The sequence below is a fragment of the Dyadobacter jiangsuensis genome (assembly GCF_003014695.1).
GTDB classification, from domain to species: Bacteria; Bacteroidota; Bacteroidia; order Cytophagales; family Spirosomataceae; genus Dyadobacter; species Dyadobacter jiangsuensis.
This window is the reverse complement of the sequence record NZ_PYAS01000015.1, coordinates 190753-205848: the sequence shown is the minus strand read 5'-3', so window position 1 is coordinate 205848 and position 15096 is coordinate 190753. Positions and strand designations below refer to the sequence as shown.

Below are 15096 nucleotides of genomic sequence, written 5' to 3'. Positions count from 1 at the left end.
AAAACTAGGCAAAATGCGCCGGATATCGCGAAAATGGGACTATTAAATGCTTAATAGGATGGTACGGATGCTCAGGCCGATTACCAGTATGCCGACGATCAGCATCAACGGCTTGCGTTTGATTTTGCCCACGAGCATGGCGCCGAAAGGAGCAGCCATTACACCACCGACGATCAATCCGAGAACGACTTTCCAGCTGTCTACCCCTGTAAAGAGCATGAAGGTAATGCCACTGGCGAATGCCACGGCAAATTCAGCGGCATTCACCGACCCGATGGTGTAGCGCGGATCGCGGCCTTGCCCGAGCAAGGTGGAAGTAACGATCGGCCCCCAGCCGCCTCCGCCGATCGAATCCAGGAAACCTCCCGTGGCGGCAAGCACGCTGATGCGCTTGGTTTTATTTTTAACAAAGGTCTTTTGCAGTGCCTTGCGGATGATGATCACGCCCAGTATCAGCATGTAAAATGCGATAAATGGCTTGATGGCGTTGCCATCGATGACATCGGATAGCAGGTATGCGCCTGTAATTGAGCCCAATACACCGGGGATAAGCAGGCTTTTGAAAAGCTTTTTATTGATATTTTTAAAGCGGAAATGCGAGATGGCCGAAGCGCCGGTGGTGAACATTTCGGCGAAATGCACGCTGGCGCTGCTCACTGCCGGCGTAACGCCAAGGCTCAGCAAAAACGAATTGGAAGTAACGCCGTAGGCCATTCCCAACGCGCCGTCCACCAGCTGCGCCGCCAGACCTACCAGTACGTACAATGCGAAATCGCCCGTGAGGAAATCCGTCACCTGTTCGGTGCTGACGCTGATGACGCCATTTGTCAGCAGAAGTCCAAGCAACAGAAGAATCGCTGCAATCGGGACGATATACCAGGTCGGTGACGAGGGCAGTTTAAGCGAGAGCACTTTGGCAAGCATTACCGTGAATTTTAGAATTTTGGAATATAGAGTTTACAAAAATAGCAAAACTATTTAATCTACGTAATTGATAGATTATTAAATTTTACTTAAAGTGTCTCACGGTAACTCCGATTTATATTTCTCCCGTCACAAAATCAATGAAATTTCCCTGGTTAACCCAATGCGTGGCGGCCTCGGGATAGGCTTCCAAAAATGCCTTAGGAAACTTCACCTTGGTATCTTTCCATTTAAATTCATAGGCACTGAGCTGCTCGTCGGCGATTTCGAGCCAATCGAGTTCCTGCTGGTCGTAGGTGCGCCAAAAGTGGGTAAGGGGCGTTTTGCGGGTATAGGAGTTGTATTTAAGCCTTTCCGCAACCAGGTAATTCTCCCATAATGCGCCGGTATCTGTGCGCTGATTCATGGGAAGGAAATTGTTGATCAATGCGTTTCGTATCCCGTTATCAAGAAAATACCATTTAGACGACTTGGTTACCTCCTTGCGGAGATTCTTACTGTATCCGCCAATGCGTGTGATGATGAATACTTTCGAAAACAGATCCAGGTAGCGCTCAACGGTATTCCGGTCGATTTGTAATGTTTTGGAAAGCTCGTCGTACGATACCTCCTGCCCGATTTGGAAGGCAACCAATTGCAGCAATTGCAACATTTTATGCGAGTAGCGGACCTGCTCAAACATTAGGATATCTTTCAGCAGATAAGCACTGACCAACTCTTTCAGGTAATCGGTTTTGGCATCGGCAGTTTCGTTTTTCAAAACTTCGGGATAGCTGCCGTAGATAAGCCGGGTTTCCAACTGCTGCTTTGTTACAAGATAGTTTTCTTCTTTTGACAGCTCCATTTGAGCGATCGGGAAAAGCTGGAACCGAACCTGGCGCCCCACCAGTGGCTCTCCGGTTTTATTTGACAACTCGAATGCCGATGAGCCGCTCGCAAGTATAGTCAGTTTGGGAAACGAGTCGATAAGCAGTTTCAACGACTTGCCTATTTCAGGCACAACCTGTGCTTCGTCGATAATAAGGAGGTCAATGTCATTTACCCAACGACGGAACGAGGCGACACGCCTGTCTGCCAGCAGGGTGACTGTATCAAGATCTTCCGCATTTAGAAATAGCGACTTGCCGACAAATTGTTTCTCGACAGCTCTCATTAAGTGCGTCTTGCCGACACGTCTCGCGCCGTAAACGATAAGCACCTTGTTGGAAGCTGTCTTGTCGACTATCTGAGAGAGAATATGCCTTGGGAAGTCCATTTTAGCTAAATTCATTGAATTAACTCAACAAATTTAGCTAAATTCATTGAATTGACTCAACAAATTTAGCTAAATTCATTGAGCGAGTTCAACGAATTTAGGTTTTACAGCCAGATCACCCGTTGCTCGGAAACGTGTCCTCGGCCGATAATATCCTTGTATAATTCCGGTCTGCGGGCCTGGATATAGCGGTGGCCACCGGCCTGTTGGAGCTTTTCGGGAGTAAGGGTTGCGATAGTGAAATCGTTGTCGAGCTTGCGGCATTCGGCAATGATATCGCCGAAGGGGTCCAGGATCATGGAGCAGCCGTTTTTGAGCTGGTCCTCGTCCATGCCGATGGGGTTGGAGAATATAGCGTAAACGGCATTGTCATAGGCGCGGGCGGGGAGCCACTTCATGAGCCAGGCGCGGCCTTTCAGTCCGTCGAACTCCTGGCGCAGCGAAGTTGGGTCGGCTTCCCGGTTGTACCAGAGGGCAGGGTCGACAAACCCGGCACCCGGGCGCGTGGAAGGCGTACACATGGTTACGTGCGGCATGAAAACGATGTCGGCACCCAGCAGTTTGGTAGCCCTCACATTCTCGATGATATTGTTATCGTAGCAAATGAGTATGCTGCATTTCCAACCGAACAAATCGAAAACCACATATTGGTCGCCCGGTGTAAGGTGGGGGTTAATGAAGGGGTGCAGCTTGCGGTACTTGGCGGCGAGGCCGTTTTTATCTACACAAACGTAGGCCTTGTACATTTTATCATCCGCATCTTTCTCGAACAAACCGGCCAGGACGACAATGTCATGTTCGGCAGCAATCTCCTGCAATGCGTGAATGCTGGGGCCGTCGGGAATGGGTTCGGCAACTTCCAGCAGTTGCTCCCGCGACAAGTTTCGCGCAAAAGTGTAGCCGGTTATCGAACATTCGTGGAATGCGATGACCTGTGCACCTGCTTTTGACGCGTCTCCGGCAAGCTGCCGGATCACGCCGAGGTTGTACGCTTTGTCGCCGCTTTTGTTTTCAAACTGGGCTGTTGCGATTTTGATCGGTTTCATAGCTCTGATTTTTTTACCCAAAAGTAAATGCGCGGACTGCACATGTATTGTACAAACCCGACAAGCGGTAGAAACTAATGAACGAGCCGGATCAGATTGGCAGCGAGGACGTTTTGCGGGCTGAGGTATTGGCCCGGCGTAAGTCCCGAAAGGTTCTTCATTTCACGGATCAGGTGTGCCTGGTCGAAGAAGCCCGATTCGCAGGCGATGCCCGCTAATGACAAATGGGTGGATTTTTTTCGCAGCATTCTCAACGCGTATTGCATGCGGATGATGCCCGCGTAACGTTTCGGGGAAATGCCGATATGTTCCTCAAATTTGCGTTGAAGCTGACGCTCGGTGGTGCCGGTCACCGCGGTAAGCTGTGAGACGGAAACCAGGCCGTTTTGCGTATGGATAATGTTGACAGTATTCGTTACCAGTGCATTACTGCTGCCTGCCACCCGTAATTGAGACAGCAAAAAATGCTCGGCCGCCCGGATTTTGTCATGAATCGCTGGTGAGCAGGCAATTTCGTCATTCACCCATTCAAAATGGGTTCCAAAACAATCTGCGCATTCGATGATCTGGTTTCTCAGTTCCGACGCCGGCATTTTAAACAATGCCGCTGCCCCGAACGGATGTAGCACCGCGATGAGTAGCCGGATTTTCCCCACTGTCCAAACGTTCTTGTAAGTATCCAATTGGCCATACAAAAAGCCGGCAGGAAGCAGAGCCGCGCCCGAATGCATTTCATTTTGATAGAAAAGCGGATCACCGTAGTTGAACACCACTCCCGTATTGCCATCCGAGAAAATCCGCATGGCCGACTGCGTGTCACTTTCTATAACCAGAAAATGCCGCACAATGCCGGAAAGGAGGGGTGTCGGTTTGACCTGCATAATCGATTACCAATGCTGTGCCCAGAAGCTTTGCCCTTCGTAACCGCTTTGCGTCAGCAATTTCGCTGCCTGCAAGCTTCGTTTGCCGCTATTGCAGTAAAAAACGACTTTTCTGCCCGAAGGGAATGTCCCGATACTTTCGGGGATTTCGGAGAGCGGAATATTTTCGCCGCCGAAGTTATCCGCCTCAAATTCATAATATTCGCGTACATCTACAAGTAAAACCTGTTCGGGGTCGGCTTCCCGCAATGCCTCGAATTCGTCGTAGGACATTTCGCGCGTATTTTCCTCAAGAGGTTGTTTGGTAGCTGGTTCCGGAGATTTTACAGGAATTGTTGCGGCCGATCTCGAAAACTCGAAAACGGATTGGGTATTTGAAAGGGTGTTAATAACCAGAAGTTTGCCGGACAGCGGTTCGCCTATGCCCGCAATGATCTTGATCGCCTCATTGGCCATATAGGTGCCTATAATGCCAGGCAGTACACCCATTACACCCGCTTCCGCGCAATTATCGCCTTCCTCGGCGTCGGGGAAAAGGCAGCGATAGGTAGGCCCACCCTGGTAGTTGAATACCGAAATTTGTCCTTCGAAGCGCAGAATGGAGCCGAATACGAAAGGTTTGTCCAGTCTCACGCAAAAATCGTTGACAAGGTAACGCGTCTCGAAATTGTCGGAACCGTCGATGACCAGGTCGTAGCCATGGAGCAAATCGGCCGCGTTTTCGGCAGTCAGCCGGTCGGGGTAGGCGGTAAGGCGCACAAACGGGTTAAGTACCGAGAGCTTTTCGACGGCGGTAATGGCTTTGTTTTTCCCCACGTCATCGGCGGAATAGAGTATTTGCCGGTGCAGGTTGGTGAGGTCCACGGTGTCGTCGTCGATAATGCCGATCTCGCCTACGCCTGCGGCTACCAGGTATTGCAGGACCGGGCAGCCGAGCCCGCCTGCGCCCACGACCGCCACTTTGCCGGCGCGCAGCTTTTCCTGGCCCGCCAGGCCCATTTCCGGCATGATAATCTGGCGTGCGTAGCGTTTGCGTTCGATTGGAGTAAACATGGTAATGAGTGAATGAATGAATGAGTGAATGGAGAATATATTCACTCATTCAAAATTAAAGAAGCGTCCCAGTCCTTCCAAACCGGCTCGTAGCCTGCCCCCCGGATCATTCGGGCAATCTCTGCGGGTGTTCTTTCGTCCGAGATCTCGAATTGTTCGAGCGATTCCGGCTCGACCGCGTAGCCGCCCGGGTTGGTTTTGGAGCCGGCGCTGATGGATGTTACACCCAATTGAATGCAATGGTTCCTGAATTTCTCGGATTCACGCGTGGAGAGCGACAGTTCGACCTCTTCGTTGAAAATCCGGTAGGCACAAATGAGTTGTACCAATTCCCGGTCGCTCATTTCCACTTTGGGTTCCAGCCCGCCCGAAAACGGGCGCAGGCGGGGGAAGGAGAGGCTGTACCGCGTTTGCCAGTAGGTTTTTTCAAGGTAATTTAAATGCAGGGCGGTGAAAAAACTGTCGGTGCGCCAATCTTCCAAACCAATTAATACTCCCAAACCCATCTTGTGAATACCGGCTTGGCCGAGCCGGTCGGGTGTTTCGAGCCGGTAATTGAAATTTGCTTTTTTACCTTTCGGATGGTGTTTCCGGTAGTCGTCCTGGTGATAGGTTTCCTGGTAAACCAGCACGGAATGCAGGCCGAGCGGAATCAGTTCCTCATATTCATCGCGATCGAGCGGCTGCACTTCCATCGAAACCTGGGCAAAATGCGGGCGGATCAGTTCCAGTACTTTTTTGAAATATGCCACATGCACGGTCTGGTTCGCTTCCCCCGTAACCAGCAGCACGTGTTCGTAACCCATGCTTTTGATTACCTCCACTTCTTGCAGGATCTCGCGGTCGTTGAGGGTGCGTCGGCGTACCTTATTATCCAGACTGAATCCGCAGTAGGTACATATATTGGTACACTCATTGGACAAATACAACGGCACGTACATTTGAATGGTATTACCAAACCGCTTTCGCGTGAGCTGCCGGCTCAGCCTGGCCATCGGTTCCAGATAAGCCGCCGCTGCGGGCGAAATCAGCGCCATGAAATCGTCCAACGTCCTTTTCGGAGCGGCCAATGCCCGTTCCACGTCGGCGGAGGTTTTGGCATAAATGGCTTCCTTCACTGTATCCCAGGAGTACCGCGCAAATTCTTCTTTAAAGCTCATCCAGAAATGCGGTTAACGGGCTGCTAGGCACGGCCAGGCTCCCTTTCGATCCTAATTTGGCTTCGTAAGCCATTCTTCCCGATTGCACGGCGAGTTTGAAAGCCTCTGCCATGGCTATGGGATCTCCGGCTACCGCAATGGCCGTATTCACCAGTACCGCATCAGCCCCGATCTCCATCGCTTTCGCGGCATCCGACGGCGCACCGATGCCCGCGTCTACGACCACCGGGACCTTGCTCTGTTCGATGATAATTTCAAGAAAATCGATGGTTTTTAACCCTTTATTACTGCCAATCGGCGAGCCCAACGGCATTACCGCGGATGCGCCTGCTTCTTCCAGTCTTTTGCAAAGCACGGGATCGGCGTGAATGTAGGGCAATATCACAAAGCCCAGTTTCGCCAGTTCCTCGGTCGCTTTTAAAGTCTCGATGGGATCAGGCATGAGGTATTTGGGGTCGGGATGGATTTCAAGTTTCAGCCAGTTGGTTTCCAATGCCTCACGTGCGAGCTGGGCGGCGAAAACCGCTTCTTTGGCCGTACGCACCCCGGAGGTATTCGGCAACAAATGGATATGACTGTGTGTCAGATGGCTCAGGATATCGTCGCCCGCGTCGTGTACATCCACGCGACGCAGGGCTACCGTCACCAGTTCGGAGCCGGAAGCCAGCAGGGCTTCCTCCATCACCGCCGCCGAACTGAACTTGCCGGTACCGGTGAAGAGCCGGGATTGAAATGTTTTATCTGCGATAGTCAGCATAATGCTTGTTGGATTTGGTAAAATGTTTTTTGCGGATCGGCAGAACCGATCAATGCGCCCGACATGGCCACGCCATGAAGCCCCACCTTCCGAAGCCCATTGACGTCGTCGGACGTAATGCCGCCGATCGCAATGATGGGTGTGGAGTGGCTTGCTTCCTGCATTTGGCGCATTAGAGCGCAGTAGCCGTCTATGCCCAGAATCGGGCTGAGGTTTTGTTTGGTATTCGTAAACCGGAACGGCCCGAGTCCGATGTAATCCGCCCCTTCTTCAATCCGCCGTGTAATATCCTCCCAGCTGTTGGCTGTGCCGCCGATGATCATTTTTTCTCCCACGAGTGCGCGCGCCTCGGGTACGGGCATATCCGTGAGGCCGAGATGCAGGCCATAGGCTTCCACAGCTTGGGCTACATGTGGGAAATCATTGATGATCAGCCTGGCGCCGTAGCTATCGCACAACTGCTTGGCTTTCGAAGCAACCGGCAGCACTTCCTCCGCAATCCGGTTCTTCACCCGCAACTGAATCCACCGGCAGCCTGCTTCCAAAGCGAGCTGGATGCTGTCGATATGCGACATTGTGCCAGTTTCATTGGATATGAAATGCAATTTGTCAACAAAACCAGCTTCACCCTTTTTCTCCGGATCCCCGGGTTGAAACCCGGGGCAATGGACTGCTATTGAATCTATTGCCCCGGGTTTTAACCCGGGGATGCAGGATGATTGCTGAAATGATGATTGTTGAGAAGAAGATTGTTGAGATGATTTTAGAAATGATTGCAATGATTTTAGATTTTCAAATTGAGCAATAGCATTGTCAGGATTTTGCCAAATGCTGCCAAGCACTGCTGCGCCGTCAAAGCCCATTTCTAATGCAGATTTCAAGTTTTCTGCATCAATGCCTCCTAATGCGATGATTTTGCCCGGGAAGTTGTGTTTTTGCAATTTGAAATCGGCCGGCAGCTTTGAAGAATAACCCTCCTTTGAAATACTATCAAAAACAGGCCCCAGGAATGCATAATCAAAGCAATGGAACAGTCTTTCCAATTCGGCAGGCCCATGTAAGGAAGTGCTGATTTTGAACCCACTGTTTTTTAACACTTCAAATGCTTCCCGGCTTTGGGCTAACCTGCTCATTTCTGTAAAATGCAAACCGGTAATGCCGAAAGCCCCCGCCAGCTCATGATGCTGATGCAATGCAATGCGACTGCGGAATTGCGGATCGATCTGTTCCAGCAATGCCCGCAGCTCCGCCTCGGCCACGTCGGGCTTGCGCACGTGCAAGCGCGCAAGCCCGCGTGCGAAGAGCTGGTTAATAATAGCAGCTTCTCCGGGCAGCATTTCGGGATGAGTTATAACGATCAGTTCCATTACAGATAAATTTCGCTGCCCTTCTCCGCAAACTCCCGCGCCTTCTGCTGCATGCCTTCTGCTACGGCTTCTTCGGTAGCCAGTCCGTTTTCTTCCGCGTAATCGCGGACATCCTGCGTGATTTTCATCGAGCAGAAGTTCGGCCCGCACATGGAACAGAAATGCGCGACTTTGGCACCTTCGGCTGGTAGGGTTTCATCATGGAATTCACGCGCGGTATCCGGGTCGAGCGAGAGATTGAACTGATCTTCCCAGCGGAACTCGAAGCGGGCTTTGCTCAACGCATTGTCGCGGTACTGCGCGCCGGGGTGGCCTTTGGCGAGGTCGGCAGCGTGGGCGGCGATCTTGTAGGTGATTACGCCGTCTTTCACGTCTTTTTTATTCGGCAATCCCAAATGCTCTTTCGGGGTTACGTAGCAAAGCATGGCGGTACCAAACCAGCCGATCATCGCCGCGCCGATGGCTGAGGTGATGTGGTCGTAACCCGGTGCAATGTCGGTCGTCAATGGCCCGAGCGTGTAGAATGGCGCTTCGTGGCAATGCTGCAATTGCTTCTCCATATTCTCCTTGATCAAATGCATCGGCACGTGTCCGGGGCCTTCGATGATGGTTTGCACGTCGTGCTTCCAGGCGATTTTGGTCAACTCGCCCAGCGTTTCCAGCTCCCCAAACTGCGCGGCGTCGTTGGCATCGGCAATGCTGCCGGGGCGGAGACCGTCGCCGAGTGAGAATGCCACATCATAGGCCTTCATGATCTCGCAGATTTCCTCGAAATGCGTGTACAGGAAATTCTCCTTGTGATGCGCCAGGCACCATTTCGCCATAATGGAGCCTCCGCGCGAAACAATGCCGGTAATGCGTTTGGCCGTCAGCGGAATGTAGCGCAGCAGCACGCCTGCATGGATCGTGAAGTAATCCACGCCCTGTTCGGCTTGTTCGATGAGTGTATCGCGGAAAAGCTCCCAGGTCAGGTCTTCGGCTTTACCATTTACTTTTTCCAATGCCTGGTAAATAGGTACGGTACCGATCGGCACGGGTGTGTTGCGGATGATCCACTCGCGGGTTTCGTGGATGTTCTTGCCGGTGGACAAGTCCATGATCGTATCGGCGCCCCAGCGACATGCCCACACGGCTTTTTCCACCTCTTCCTCTATGCTCGACGATACTGCCGAGTTACCGATATTGGCATTGATCTTTACCAGGAAGTTCCGCCCGATGATCATCGGCTCGCTTTCCGGGTGGTTAATATTGGACGGGATGACGGCTCGTCCCGCTGCTACTTCCTGCCTCACAAACTCCGCAGTAATGTGGCTTTTCGGTGTATTCGCCCCGAAGCTGTGTCCGGCGTGCTGATGCGCCAGTGCACCTGCTTTGCCATTCAACGATGCCAGATGCGCATCGATGCGCTGGTTTTCGCGGATGGCGATGTACTCCATTTCCGGCGTGATAATGCCTTTTTTTGCATAATGCAGCTGCGAAACATTCTGTCCGGCTTTGGCGCGGAGCGGCTTCGCATTGTGCGCAAACCGCAAATGGTCGAGTTTGGTATCCGCGAGGCGCATCCGGCCGTACTCGGACGAAATCGTTTCCAGTTCCTCCACGTCGCCGCGCGAGCGTACCCATTCAGCACGCAATCCGGGAAGGCCTTTTTTGACGTCTATTTCAATGTTAGGATCGGTGTAGGGGCCGCTCGTGTCGTACACGGTTACCGGCTCGTTGGGCTCGCTTGCACCTAGCTTCCCGTGAATGCGCGTATCGTTCAGCGAAATCTCGCGCATGGCGACGGAAATGTCGTGGATGTGCCCTTTTACATATATTTTCTTCGAATTGGGAAACGGGTCGCGGGTGATGGTTTCCGGTGTTTTTTCTGTTTTCATGATATTGTTTTCTGGTGAAATGGTGGGACAAAAGGGCACTAGCCGCCTTGCGTGGCGGTAATGAGGGTGATCTGGTCGTTGGGAGAGAGCCGGCGTGTGGGCCAGGCGGATTTCGGGACTACCGATTGGTTGATGGCTACGGCGATGCCTTTGCCGGACGGAAACAGCTCGGATACGAGTTGCCCTACCGAATAATCAGCGGCTATTTGCTTTGCCTGACCGTTTAGGATGATTTCCATTCCTGATTTCAGTTTTAAATACAAAAAACCTTAGGAATGGACCTATGAAGAAAGAATAGACGGAGCTACGTGCATGGTAACTCCTGCTTTTCCCTATCGGCAGTACTAGCTGCATCAGGTTCAAAGGGTATGATCTCAGTCCGCATGTCGGGACACCCCTAAAGTTGAGGCAAAGCTATTCGAAATTCAGGATTTTCAAAAGAATTAGAAAAAAACGTAAGACGGATCGGGGATTAAGCGTGAAATTTTTTAAAATAATAAGGTATTTTTGGCCTTAATATTAAACCTGTATAACGACCTGCTTTATTTTGATGGATTTGATCATCAGAAGTGCGGCTCCTAAGGATCTGCCTTCGCTGTTGGAAATTATCAACCACGCTATTCTGAACACCACGGCTATTTATGACTACGAAGCCCGGACCTTAGAGCAACAAAACGCCTGGTTTGAACAGATGTTCTATGATGGTATGCCGGTGATTGTAGCAGAGTTGGAAGGCGAAGTGATCGGTTATGGGTCCTACAATATTTTCCGTCCGAAAATCGGATACAAATTCAGTGTGGAGCATTCCATTTACCTCGACGAGAAGTCGCGTGGGATGGGTGTGGGCGGCAAATTGCTGGGCAGCCTTATCCAGCGTGCGAAGGAATCAGGCTTGCACACAATGATCGGCTGCATTGACGCCTCCAACCGCGCGAGTATTGAGTTTCACAAGAAATACGGGTTTGTGGAAAAGGGATATTTGAAAGAGGTGGCTTATAAGTTTGATCAGTGGCTGGATCTGGTATATATGCAGCTGTTGCTGGAAGAGGATTGATTAATTGGAAGGAAAGGGAGGATGGAGGAAAGGGAGAAGGTAAAAATATAATGCTGTGAAGGCTGGTGCAAATCTCTTGATTTGTGTACATATTATTCGAAGGCCTCCGGCCGGTCATGATACCCGCATCGTTTTGCGGTATTGACCGGCCGGAGGCCTTCGAATATTTTGGCACGAAGGAAAGACCTTCGCGCCATTTTTTAGTGGGCTCTGCCCGTTTCTACGTAAGTGTCTTCGTCGCCGGTGGGTTTGCCTTGCCACCACGAGGCCAGGATGGAGCCGGTGATGTTCATCAATGGCCCGAAAATCGCCGGTGCGAGACCGACGGTCGCCATTTTACCCATTTCCTTGGCAATACCGGAAGCCAGACCGCCATTTTGCATCCCTACTTCGATGGCTATCGTGCGGCAGTCGCGCTCGCTCATGCGGAATAGGCGCCCCGACCAGTAGCCTAGCGTGTAGCCCGAGAGGTTGTGGATCAGTACGAGAAGCAGCAATGCAGGTCCGATCGACAGCAGGCTGTCGCGACCCGCAGCAGTGATGATCACGATAATGAATGCAATACCTCCCATCGAAACCAATGGCATAGCGGCATCCAGCCATTTCACTTTTCCGCTGAACAGCTTATTGAAAATCAACCCGGCACCGATGGGGATGATCACCATTTTAATAATATCCCACATCATATGCAGCGTGTCGATCTTCACGAACGCGCCCGCGAGCATACTCATGAGCACAGGCGTTACAATCGGCGCGAGCATGGTGGAAATGGCGGTGATGGTAATGGATAATGCCAGATTCGCTTTCGCCAGGTAAGAAATCACGTTGGAGGCCATACCGTTCGGTGAGCAGCCGATGAGAATGATCCCTGCCGCGATTTCAGGCGGGAAGCCGCTGATGTTAGCCAGCGTATAGCCGATGGTCGGCATGATGATAAAGTGGCTCACCACGCCGATCAGCACGCCCTTGGGCATTTTAACGACACCCACAAAATCACCGAAACTCATGGAAGTACCCATCCCGAACATGATGATCTGGATCAACGGAGTAATGAGTGTCGAAAGCTTGAAATCGCCCACAGTCAGGAAATGCTGCGGATAATACAATGCAGTGGTTACCGCCGCGAAAATCACGGTGGTGTAAGTGAAACCTTTTAATTTTTCATATCCTCTGAAACTGATGGCCAGCGAAAGGAAGAACGCAATAAAGAAGGGGCCGGCCGAGGGGAGGCTTCCCGTGAAAGCGAGGTAAAGCGCTGTCAGCAGGCTAACCGCGGCGACGGCGGACATGAGCTTGTAAATATTCATATAAATGTATTTAAAATGCAATTTTGAAAAAGCGAAAGAAAATTCCTGTCTGTTTCACCAAACAGGAAATGCGGAAAACCAGGCCGGATTACTCGCTTACCAGGTTCTTTTTTTCATGTACTCATCCAGCTCCGAACGTTTCATCGGGATTTCGTTCGGGTTTTTATCGAGCCATTTCAGGAAGTCGGTTTTCAGGGCGTCGGTCCATTGGCTGTCGATCTGGCCCGGGGTGTATTTGCCTTCTTTCAGCATTTGAATGCCGAATTTGTCACGCAATGCAATGAACTCAGCCGTTTGCACCACTTTCTCCACCATATGGGAGGGGACGAAGATTACGCCTTCTTTTTTGGCTAAAACCAAATCTCCCGGCAGTACCACGGCGCGGCCAATGCGAATGGGCGTGTTGATACCGGTTACTACCGCGTCTTTCAGATAGGACGGATCGAAGTCACGGACAAATGCATTGAAACCCGGGATTTTGGAAAGGCCGTCGAGATCGCGCACGGATGCGTCGAATACCACGCCGTTGCCTGTTTTGGCATAAATAGAGTTGGCAAGGTTATCGCCGATCAGCGTTCCTTCCACGATTTTACCCATACCGTCGGCCACATATACGTCGCCTTTGCTAAGCATGTCGATCGGCCATGAGTTGGTGTTGCCGATGCGGCCCTGCTTGGCACCGCGATCTTTGATATTCTTCTCGATGTCGGGGCGCGATGGCATAAATTGTGCCGTCAATGCGCGTCCGGCGATCACCACGTCGTCGTGTACGATTTTCCAGTTGCCTTCAAACTGGCAGTTGTAGCCTTCGTTTTTGAGTACTACCCAGGCTTCTTCGATATTGATGTCCTTTGCGCGGCGGACGAGGTCGTCGGAGATTTTCGGGCGGCCGTCGGCGAAGCGCTCACCTTTCCATTCCGAGGTCAGGAAAATCAGCTCTTCTTTCGGCATGGTCTGCGCCTTTGCGGTTTGCAGGGCTCCGAAGGTTAGGGTCAGGATGGTCGTTAAAGAGAGAATCGGTAGTTTCATAAGACAAGAAAAATGTACGGCAGGGATATTGAGTAGGTAAAATTAGGCAAAATATAAATGGAAGCCCTTTTGGATGCGGCCGCAAGGACTTCCATATGTGACTGTTATCTTCTGGAAACGACGATCGGGTTGGTCAGACCGTTGAGGTCGTAAACCACTTTGCCAGCGCGGATGGTTACTTCGGCTTCGAGCTTCTGCTTGCCCTGCACTTTTGCGCCGGTGTAATCGAAGAAACCGAATGTGCCGGTGTCGTTCATCTGGAACTTGCCGTCGAGCACGCGGAGTACGGATACGTCCGCACGCGAGCCTGCGGAAAGGTTACCCAGCTCTTCGCGATGGATGGCTTGTGCGGGAGCCCAGGTGCTGGCCTTGATCACCGCCGGCAGGTCCATGCCCATGGCGAGGAATTTGGACATCACATTCAGCATGTCCTTCATGGCGTTGTTCATACTGCCCGTGTGGATATCCGTGCTGATGGTGTTGGGGTAAAAACCGGTTTTGATGGCCGGAATCGCCTGTGAGAATGCGAAGCTGATACCGCCGTAACCCACGTCGAAAATGATGCCTTTCTTGCGTGCTTCATATACGAACGGCTTCACTTTGCCTGCCTTCACATCCACGATCGGTTCGCGGCTGGCCAGCTGGCCGAAGCAGTGCGTGAAAATGTCGCCGGGGCGGAGGTGTTTCATGAAAAGCTCTTCGATGGGCAATACCGGTTGGCTGCCACCGAAATCGATCATGACCGGGATGTTGGCCAGCTTACCGGCTTCCACGGCGCGGTCGGTAGGGGCCCAGTTGTAGCCGTTGAAGTGGGCGAGCTTGATACCCACAATGTATTCGGGATATTCTTTCGCGACTTTGGCAGTAGCGGCAGCGTCCATGTCTTCCACATTCTGCTCGTACGTGCCGCCGCGCATGCCTTCGCCCACGATGTTCAGGAACGAGAGCACGCGGGTGCGGGAAGCGTCGATGGTTTGTTTTTTGAAATCAGGGAAGGATTTCCAGCCGGCACAACCTGCATCCACGACCGTGGTAACGCCGGTGCGGAATGTGAAGCCGTCGGGTGGGAGGGCATTAGGACCATTGCTGTAAGTCTGGTCCATTTTGGTGCCGAAGAAATTGTGCGAGTGCATGTCGATCAGGCCTGGGGTTACAAAAAGGCCCTTCGCATTCACTACCTGCACGCCTTCCTTGGCGTCGATGTTTTTGGCAACGAGCATGACCGTATCGCCTTTCAGCGCTACGTCCATAATGCTGTTGATATTGTTTTTGGGGTCAATCACATGACCGCCTTTGATGACGATCGAATACTTCTGAGCCTGTGCGGCAAAACCGGCAGAACAGAAGAGGGCGGCGGCAAGGAATACTTTTTTGATCATGGGTTTT

General features: G+C 51.8%; 14 protein-coding genes and 1 riboswitch. Of the genes, 1 reads left to right on the top strand and 13 read right to left on the bottom strand.

Annotation, left to right across the window (positions count from 1 at the left end; genetic code table 11):
- Positions 1-42 precede the first annotated feature (42 nt).
- The 10 genes from CLV60_RS27065 to thiS form a co-directional block, all read right to left on the bottom strand.
- A complete protein-coding gene (locus tag CLV60_RS27065) occupies positions 43-924 on the bottom strand; it encodes a sulfite exporter TauE/SafE family protein (protein ID WP_106598523.1) in 882 nt (293 codons plus the stop codon).
- A gap of 115 nt (positions 925-1039) precedes the next feature.
- The gene (locus CLV60_RS27060) at positions 1040-2194 is read right to left on the bottom strand and encodes an ATP-binding protein (RefSeq protein WP_445438693.1); all 1155 of its coding nucleotides are present in this window, start codon (positions 2192-2194) and stop codon (positions 1040-1042) included.
- A gap of 89 nt (positions 2195-2283) precedes the next feature.
- Positions 2284-3225: a nitrilase family protein gene (locus CLV60_RS27055; protein ID WP_106598521.1), complete on the bottom strand. Its 942-nt coding sequence runs from the start codon at positions 3223-3225 to the stop codon at positions 2284-2286.
- Between the two features lie 74 nt (positions 3226-3299).
- Entirely contained in the window at positions 3300-4106 is an 807-nt protein-coding gene (locus CLV60_RS27050) for a helix-turn-helix transcriptional regulator (RefSeq protein WP_106598520.1), read from the bottom strand.
- Between the two features lie 6 nt (positions 4107-4112).
- Positions 4113-5159 carry a HesA/MoeB/ThiF family protein gene (gene moeB, locus CLV60_RS27045; RefSeq protein ID WP_106598519.1) on the bottom strand — a complete coding sequence of 349 codons (1047 nt, stop codon included), beginning with the start codon at positions 5157-5159 and terminating at the stop codon, positions 4113-4115.
- 41 nt (positions 5160-5200) lie between these two features.
- Positions 5201-6319: a 2-iminoacetate synthase ThiH gene (thiH, locus tag CLV60_RS27040; protein WP_106598518.1), complete on the bottom strand. Its 1119-nt coding sequence runs from the start codon at positions 6317-6319 to the stop codon at positions 5201-5203.
- The gene (locus CLV60_RS27035) at positions 6309-7076 is read right to left on the bottom strand and encodes a thiazole synthase (RefSeq protein ID WP_106598517.1); all 768 of its coding nucleotides are present in this window, start codon (positions 7074-7076) and stop codon (positions 6309-6311) included. Before CLV60_RS27035 ends, thiH begins: the two co-directional genes overlap by 11 nt.
- On the bottom strand, positions 7070-8443 hold the full coding sequence (locus tag CLV60_RS27030) for a thiamine phosphate synthase (RefSeq protein ID WP_106598516.1): 1374 nt from the start codon (positions 8441-8443) through the stop codon (positions 7070-7072). The genes CLV60_RS27035 and CLV60_RS27030 overlap by 7 nt, the downstream gene beginning before the upstream one ends.
- Complete coding sequence (thiC, locus tag CLV60_RS27025) at positions 8443-10320, bottom strand: phosphomethylpyrimidine synthase ThiC (RefSeq protein ID WP_106598515.1); 1878 nt, start codon at positions 10318-10320, stop codon at positions 8443-8445. Before thiC ends, CLV60_RS27030 begins: the two co-directional genes overlap by 1 nt.
- A gap of 38 nt (positions 10321-10358) precedes the next feature.
- Positions 10359-10559 carry a sulfur carrier protein ThiS gene (gene thiS / locus CLV60_RS27020; protein WP_106598514.1) on the bottom strand — a complete coding sequence of 67 codons (201 nt, stop codon included), beginning with the start codon at positions 10557-10559 and terminating at the stop codon, positions 10359-10361.
- A gap of 73 nt (positions 10560-10632) precedes the next feature.
- A riboswitch (TPP riboswitch) is annotated at positions 10633-10729 on the bottom strand.
- Positions 10730-10870: 141 nt separating this feature from the next.
- Between thiS and CLV60_RS27015 the strand changes: the two genes are divergently transcribed.
- Entirely contained in the window at positions 10871-11374 is a 504-nt protein-coding gene (locus CLV60_RS27015; RefSeq protein ID WP_106598513.1) for a GNAT family N-acetyltransferase, read from the top strand.
- 200 nt (positions 11375-11574) lie between these two features.
- Here CLV60_RS27015 and CLV60_RS27010 read toward each other — a convergent pair whose 3' ends face one another.
- The 3 genes from CLV60_RS27010 to CLV60_RS27000 all read right to left on the bottom strand — a co-directional run bounded on the left by CLV60_RS27010 (position 11575) and on the right by CLV60_RS27000 (position 15089).
- A complete protein-coding gene (locus CLV60_RS27010; protein WP_106598512.1) occupies positions 11575-12681 on the bottom strand; it encodes a bile acid:sodium symporter family protein in 1107 nt (368 codons plus the stop codon).
- A 96-nt stretch (positions 12682-12777) separates the two neighbouring features.
- Entirely contained in the window at positions 12778-13710 is a 933-nt protein-coding gene (locus CLV60_RS27005) for an RraA family protein (RefSeq protein ID WP_106598511.1), read from the bottom strand.
- Positions 13711-13814: 104 nt separating this feature from the next.
- Complete coding sequence (locus CLV60_RS27000; protein WP_106598510.1) at positions 13815-15089, bottom strand: amidohydrolase/deacetylase family metallohydrolase; 1275 nt, start codon at positions 15087-15089, stop codon at positions 13815-13817.
- Positions 15090-15096 lie beyond the last annotated feature (7 nt).

Excerpts from the sequence above, each read along its gene's own strand:
- CLV60_RS27005 (WP_106598511.1), bottom strand. The coding sequence starts at position 13,710 with ATGAAACTACCGATTCTCTCTTTAACGACCATCCTGACCCTAACCTTC.
- CLV60_RS27000 (WP_106598510.1), bottom strand. The coding sequence starts at position 15,089 with ATGATCAAAAAAGTATTCCTTGCCGCCGCCCTCTTCTGTTCTGCCGGT.
- CLV60_RS27035 (WP_106598517.1), bottom strand. The coding sequence starts at position 7,076 with ATGCTGACTATCGCAGATAAAACATTTCAATCCCGGCTCTTCACCGGT.
- CLV60_RS27015 (WP_106598513.1), top strand. The coding sequence starts at position 10,871 with ATGGATTTGATCATCAGAAGTGCGGCTCCTAAGGATCTGCCTTCGCTG.
- CLV60_RS27050 (WP_106598520.1), bottom strand. The coding sequence starts at position 4,106 with ATGCAGGTCAAACCGACACCCCTCCTTTCCGGCATTGTGCGGCATTTT.
- thiH (WP_106598518.1), bottom strand. The coding sequence starts at position 6,319 with ATGAGCTTTAAAGAAGAATTTGCGCGGTACTCCTGGGATACAGTGAAG.
- CLV60_RS27010 (WP_106598512.1), bottom strand. The coding sequence starts at position 12,681 with ATGAATATTTACAAGCTCATGTCCGCCGTCGCCGCGGTTAGCCTGCTG.
- moeB (WP_106598519.1), bottom strand. The coding sequence starts at position 5,159 with ATGTTTACTCCAATCGAACGCAAACGCTACGCACGCCAGATTATCATG.
- CLV60_RS27030 (WP_106598516.1), bottom strand. The coding sequence starts at position 8,443 with ATGGAACTGATCGTTATAACTCATCCCGAAATGCTGCCCGGAGAAGCT.
- thiC (WP_106598515.1), bottom strand. The coding sequence starts at position 10,320 with ATGAAAACAGAAAAAACACCGGAAACCATCACCCGCGACCCGTTTCCC.
- CLV60_RS27065 (WP_106598523.1), bottom strand. The coding sequence starts at position 924 with ATGCTTGCCAAAGTGCTCTCGCTTAAACTGCCCTCGTCACCGACCTGG.
- thiS (WP_106598514.1), bottom strand. The coding sequence starts at position 10,559 with ATGGAAATCATCCTAAACGGTCAGGCAAAGCAAATAGCCGCTGATTAT.
- CLV60_RS27055 (WP_106598521.1), bottom strand. The coding sequence starts at position 3,225 with ATGAAACCGATCAAAATCGCAACAGCCCAGTTTGAAAACAAAAGCGGC.
- CLV60_RS27060 (WP_445438693.1), bottom strand. The coding sequence starts at position 2,194 with ATGAATTTAGCTAAAATGGACTTCCCAAGGCATATTCTCTCTCAGATA.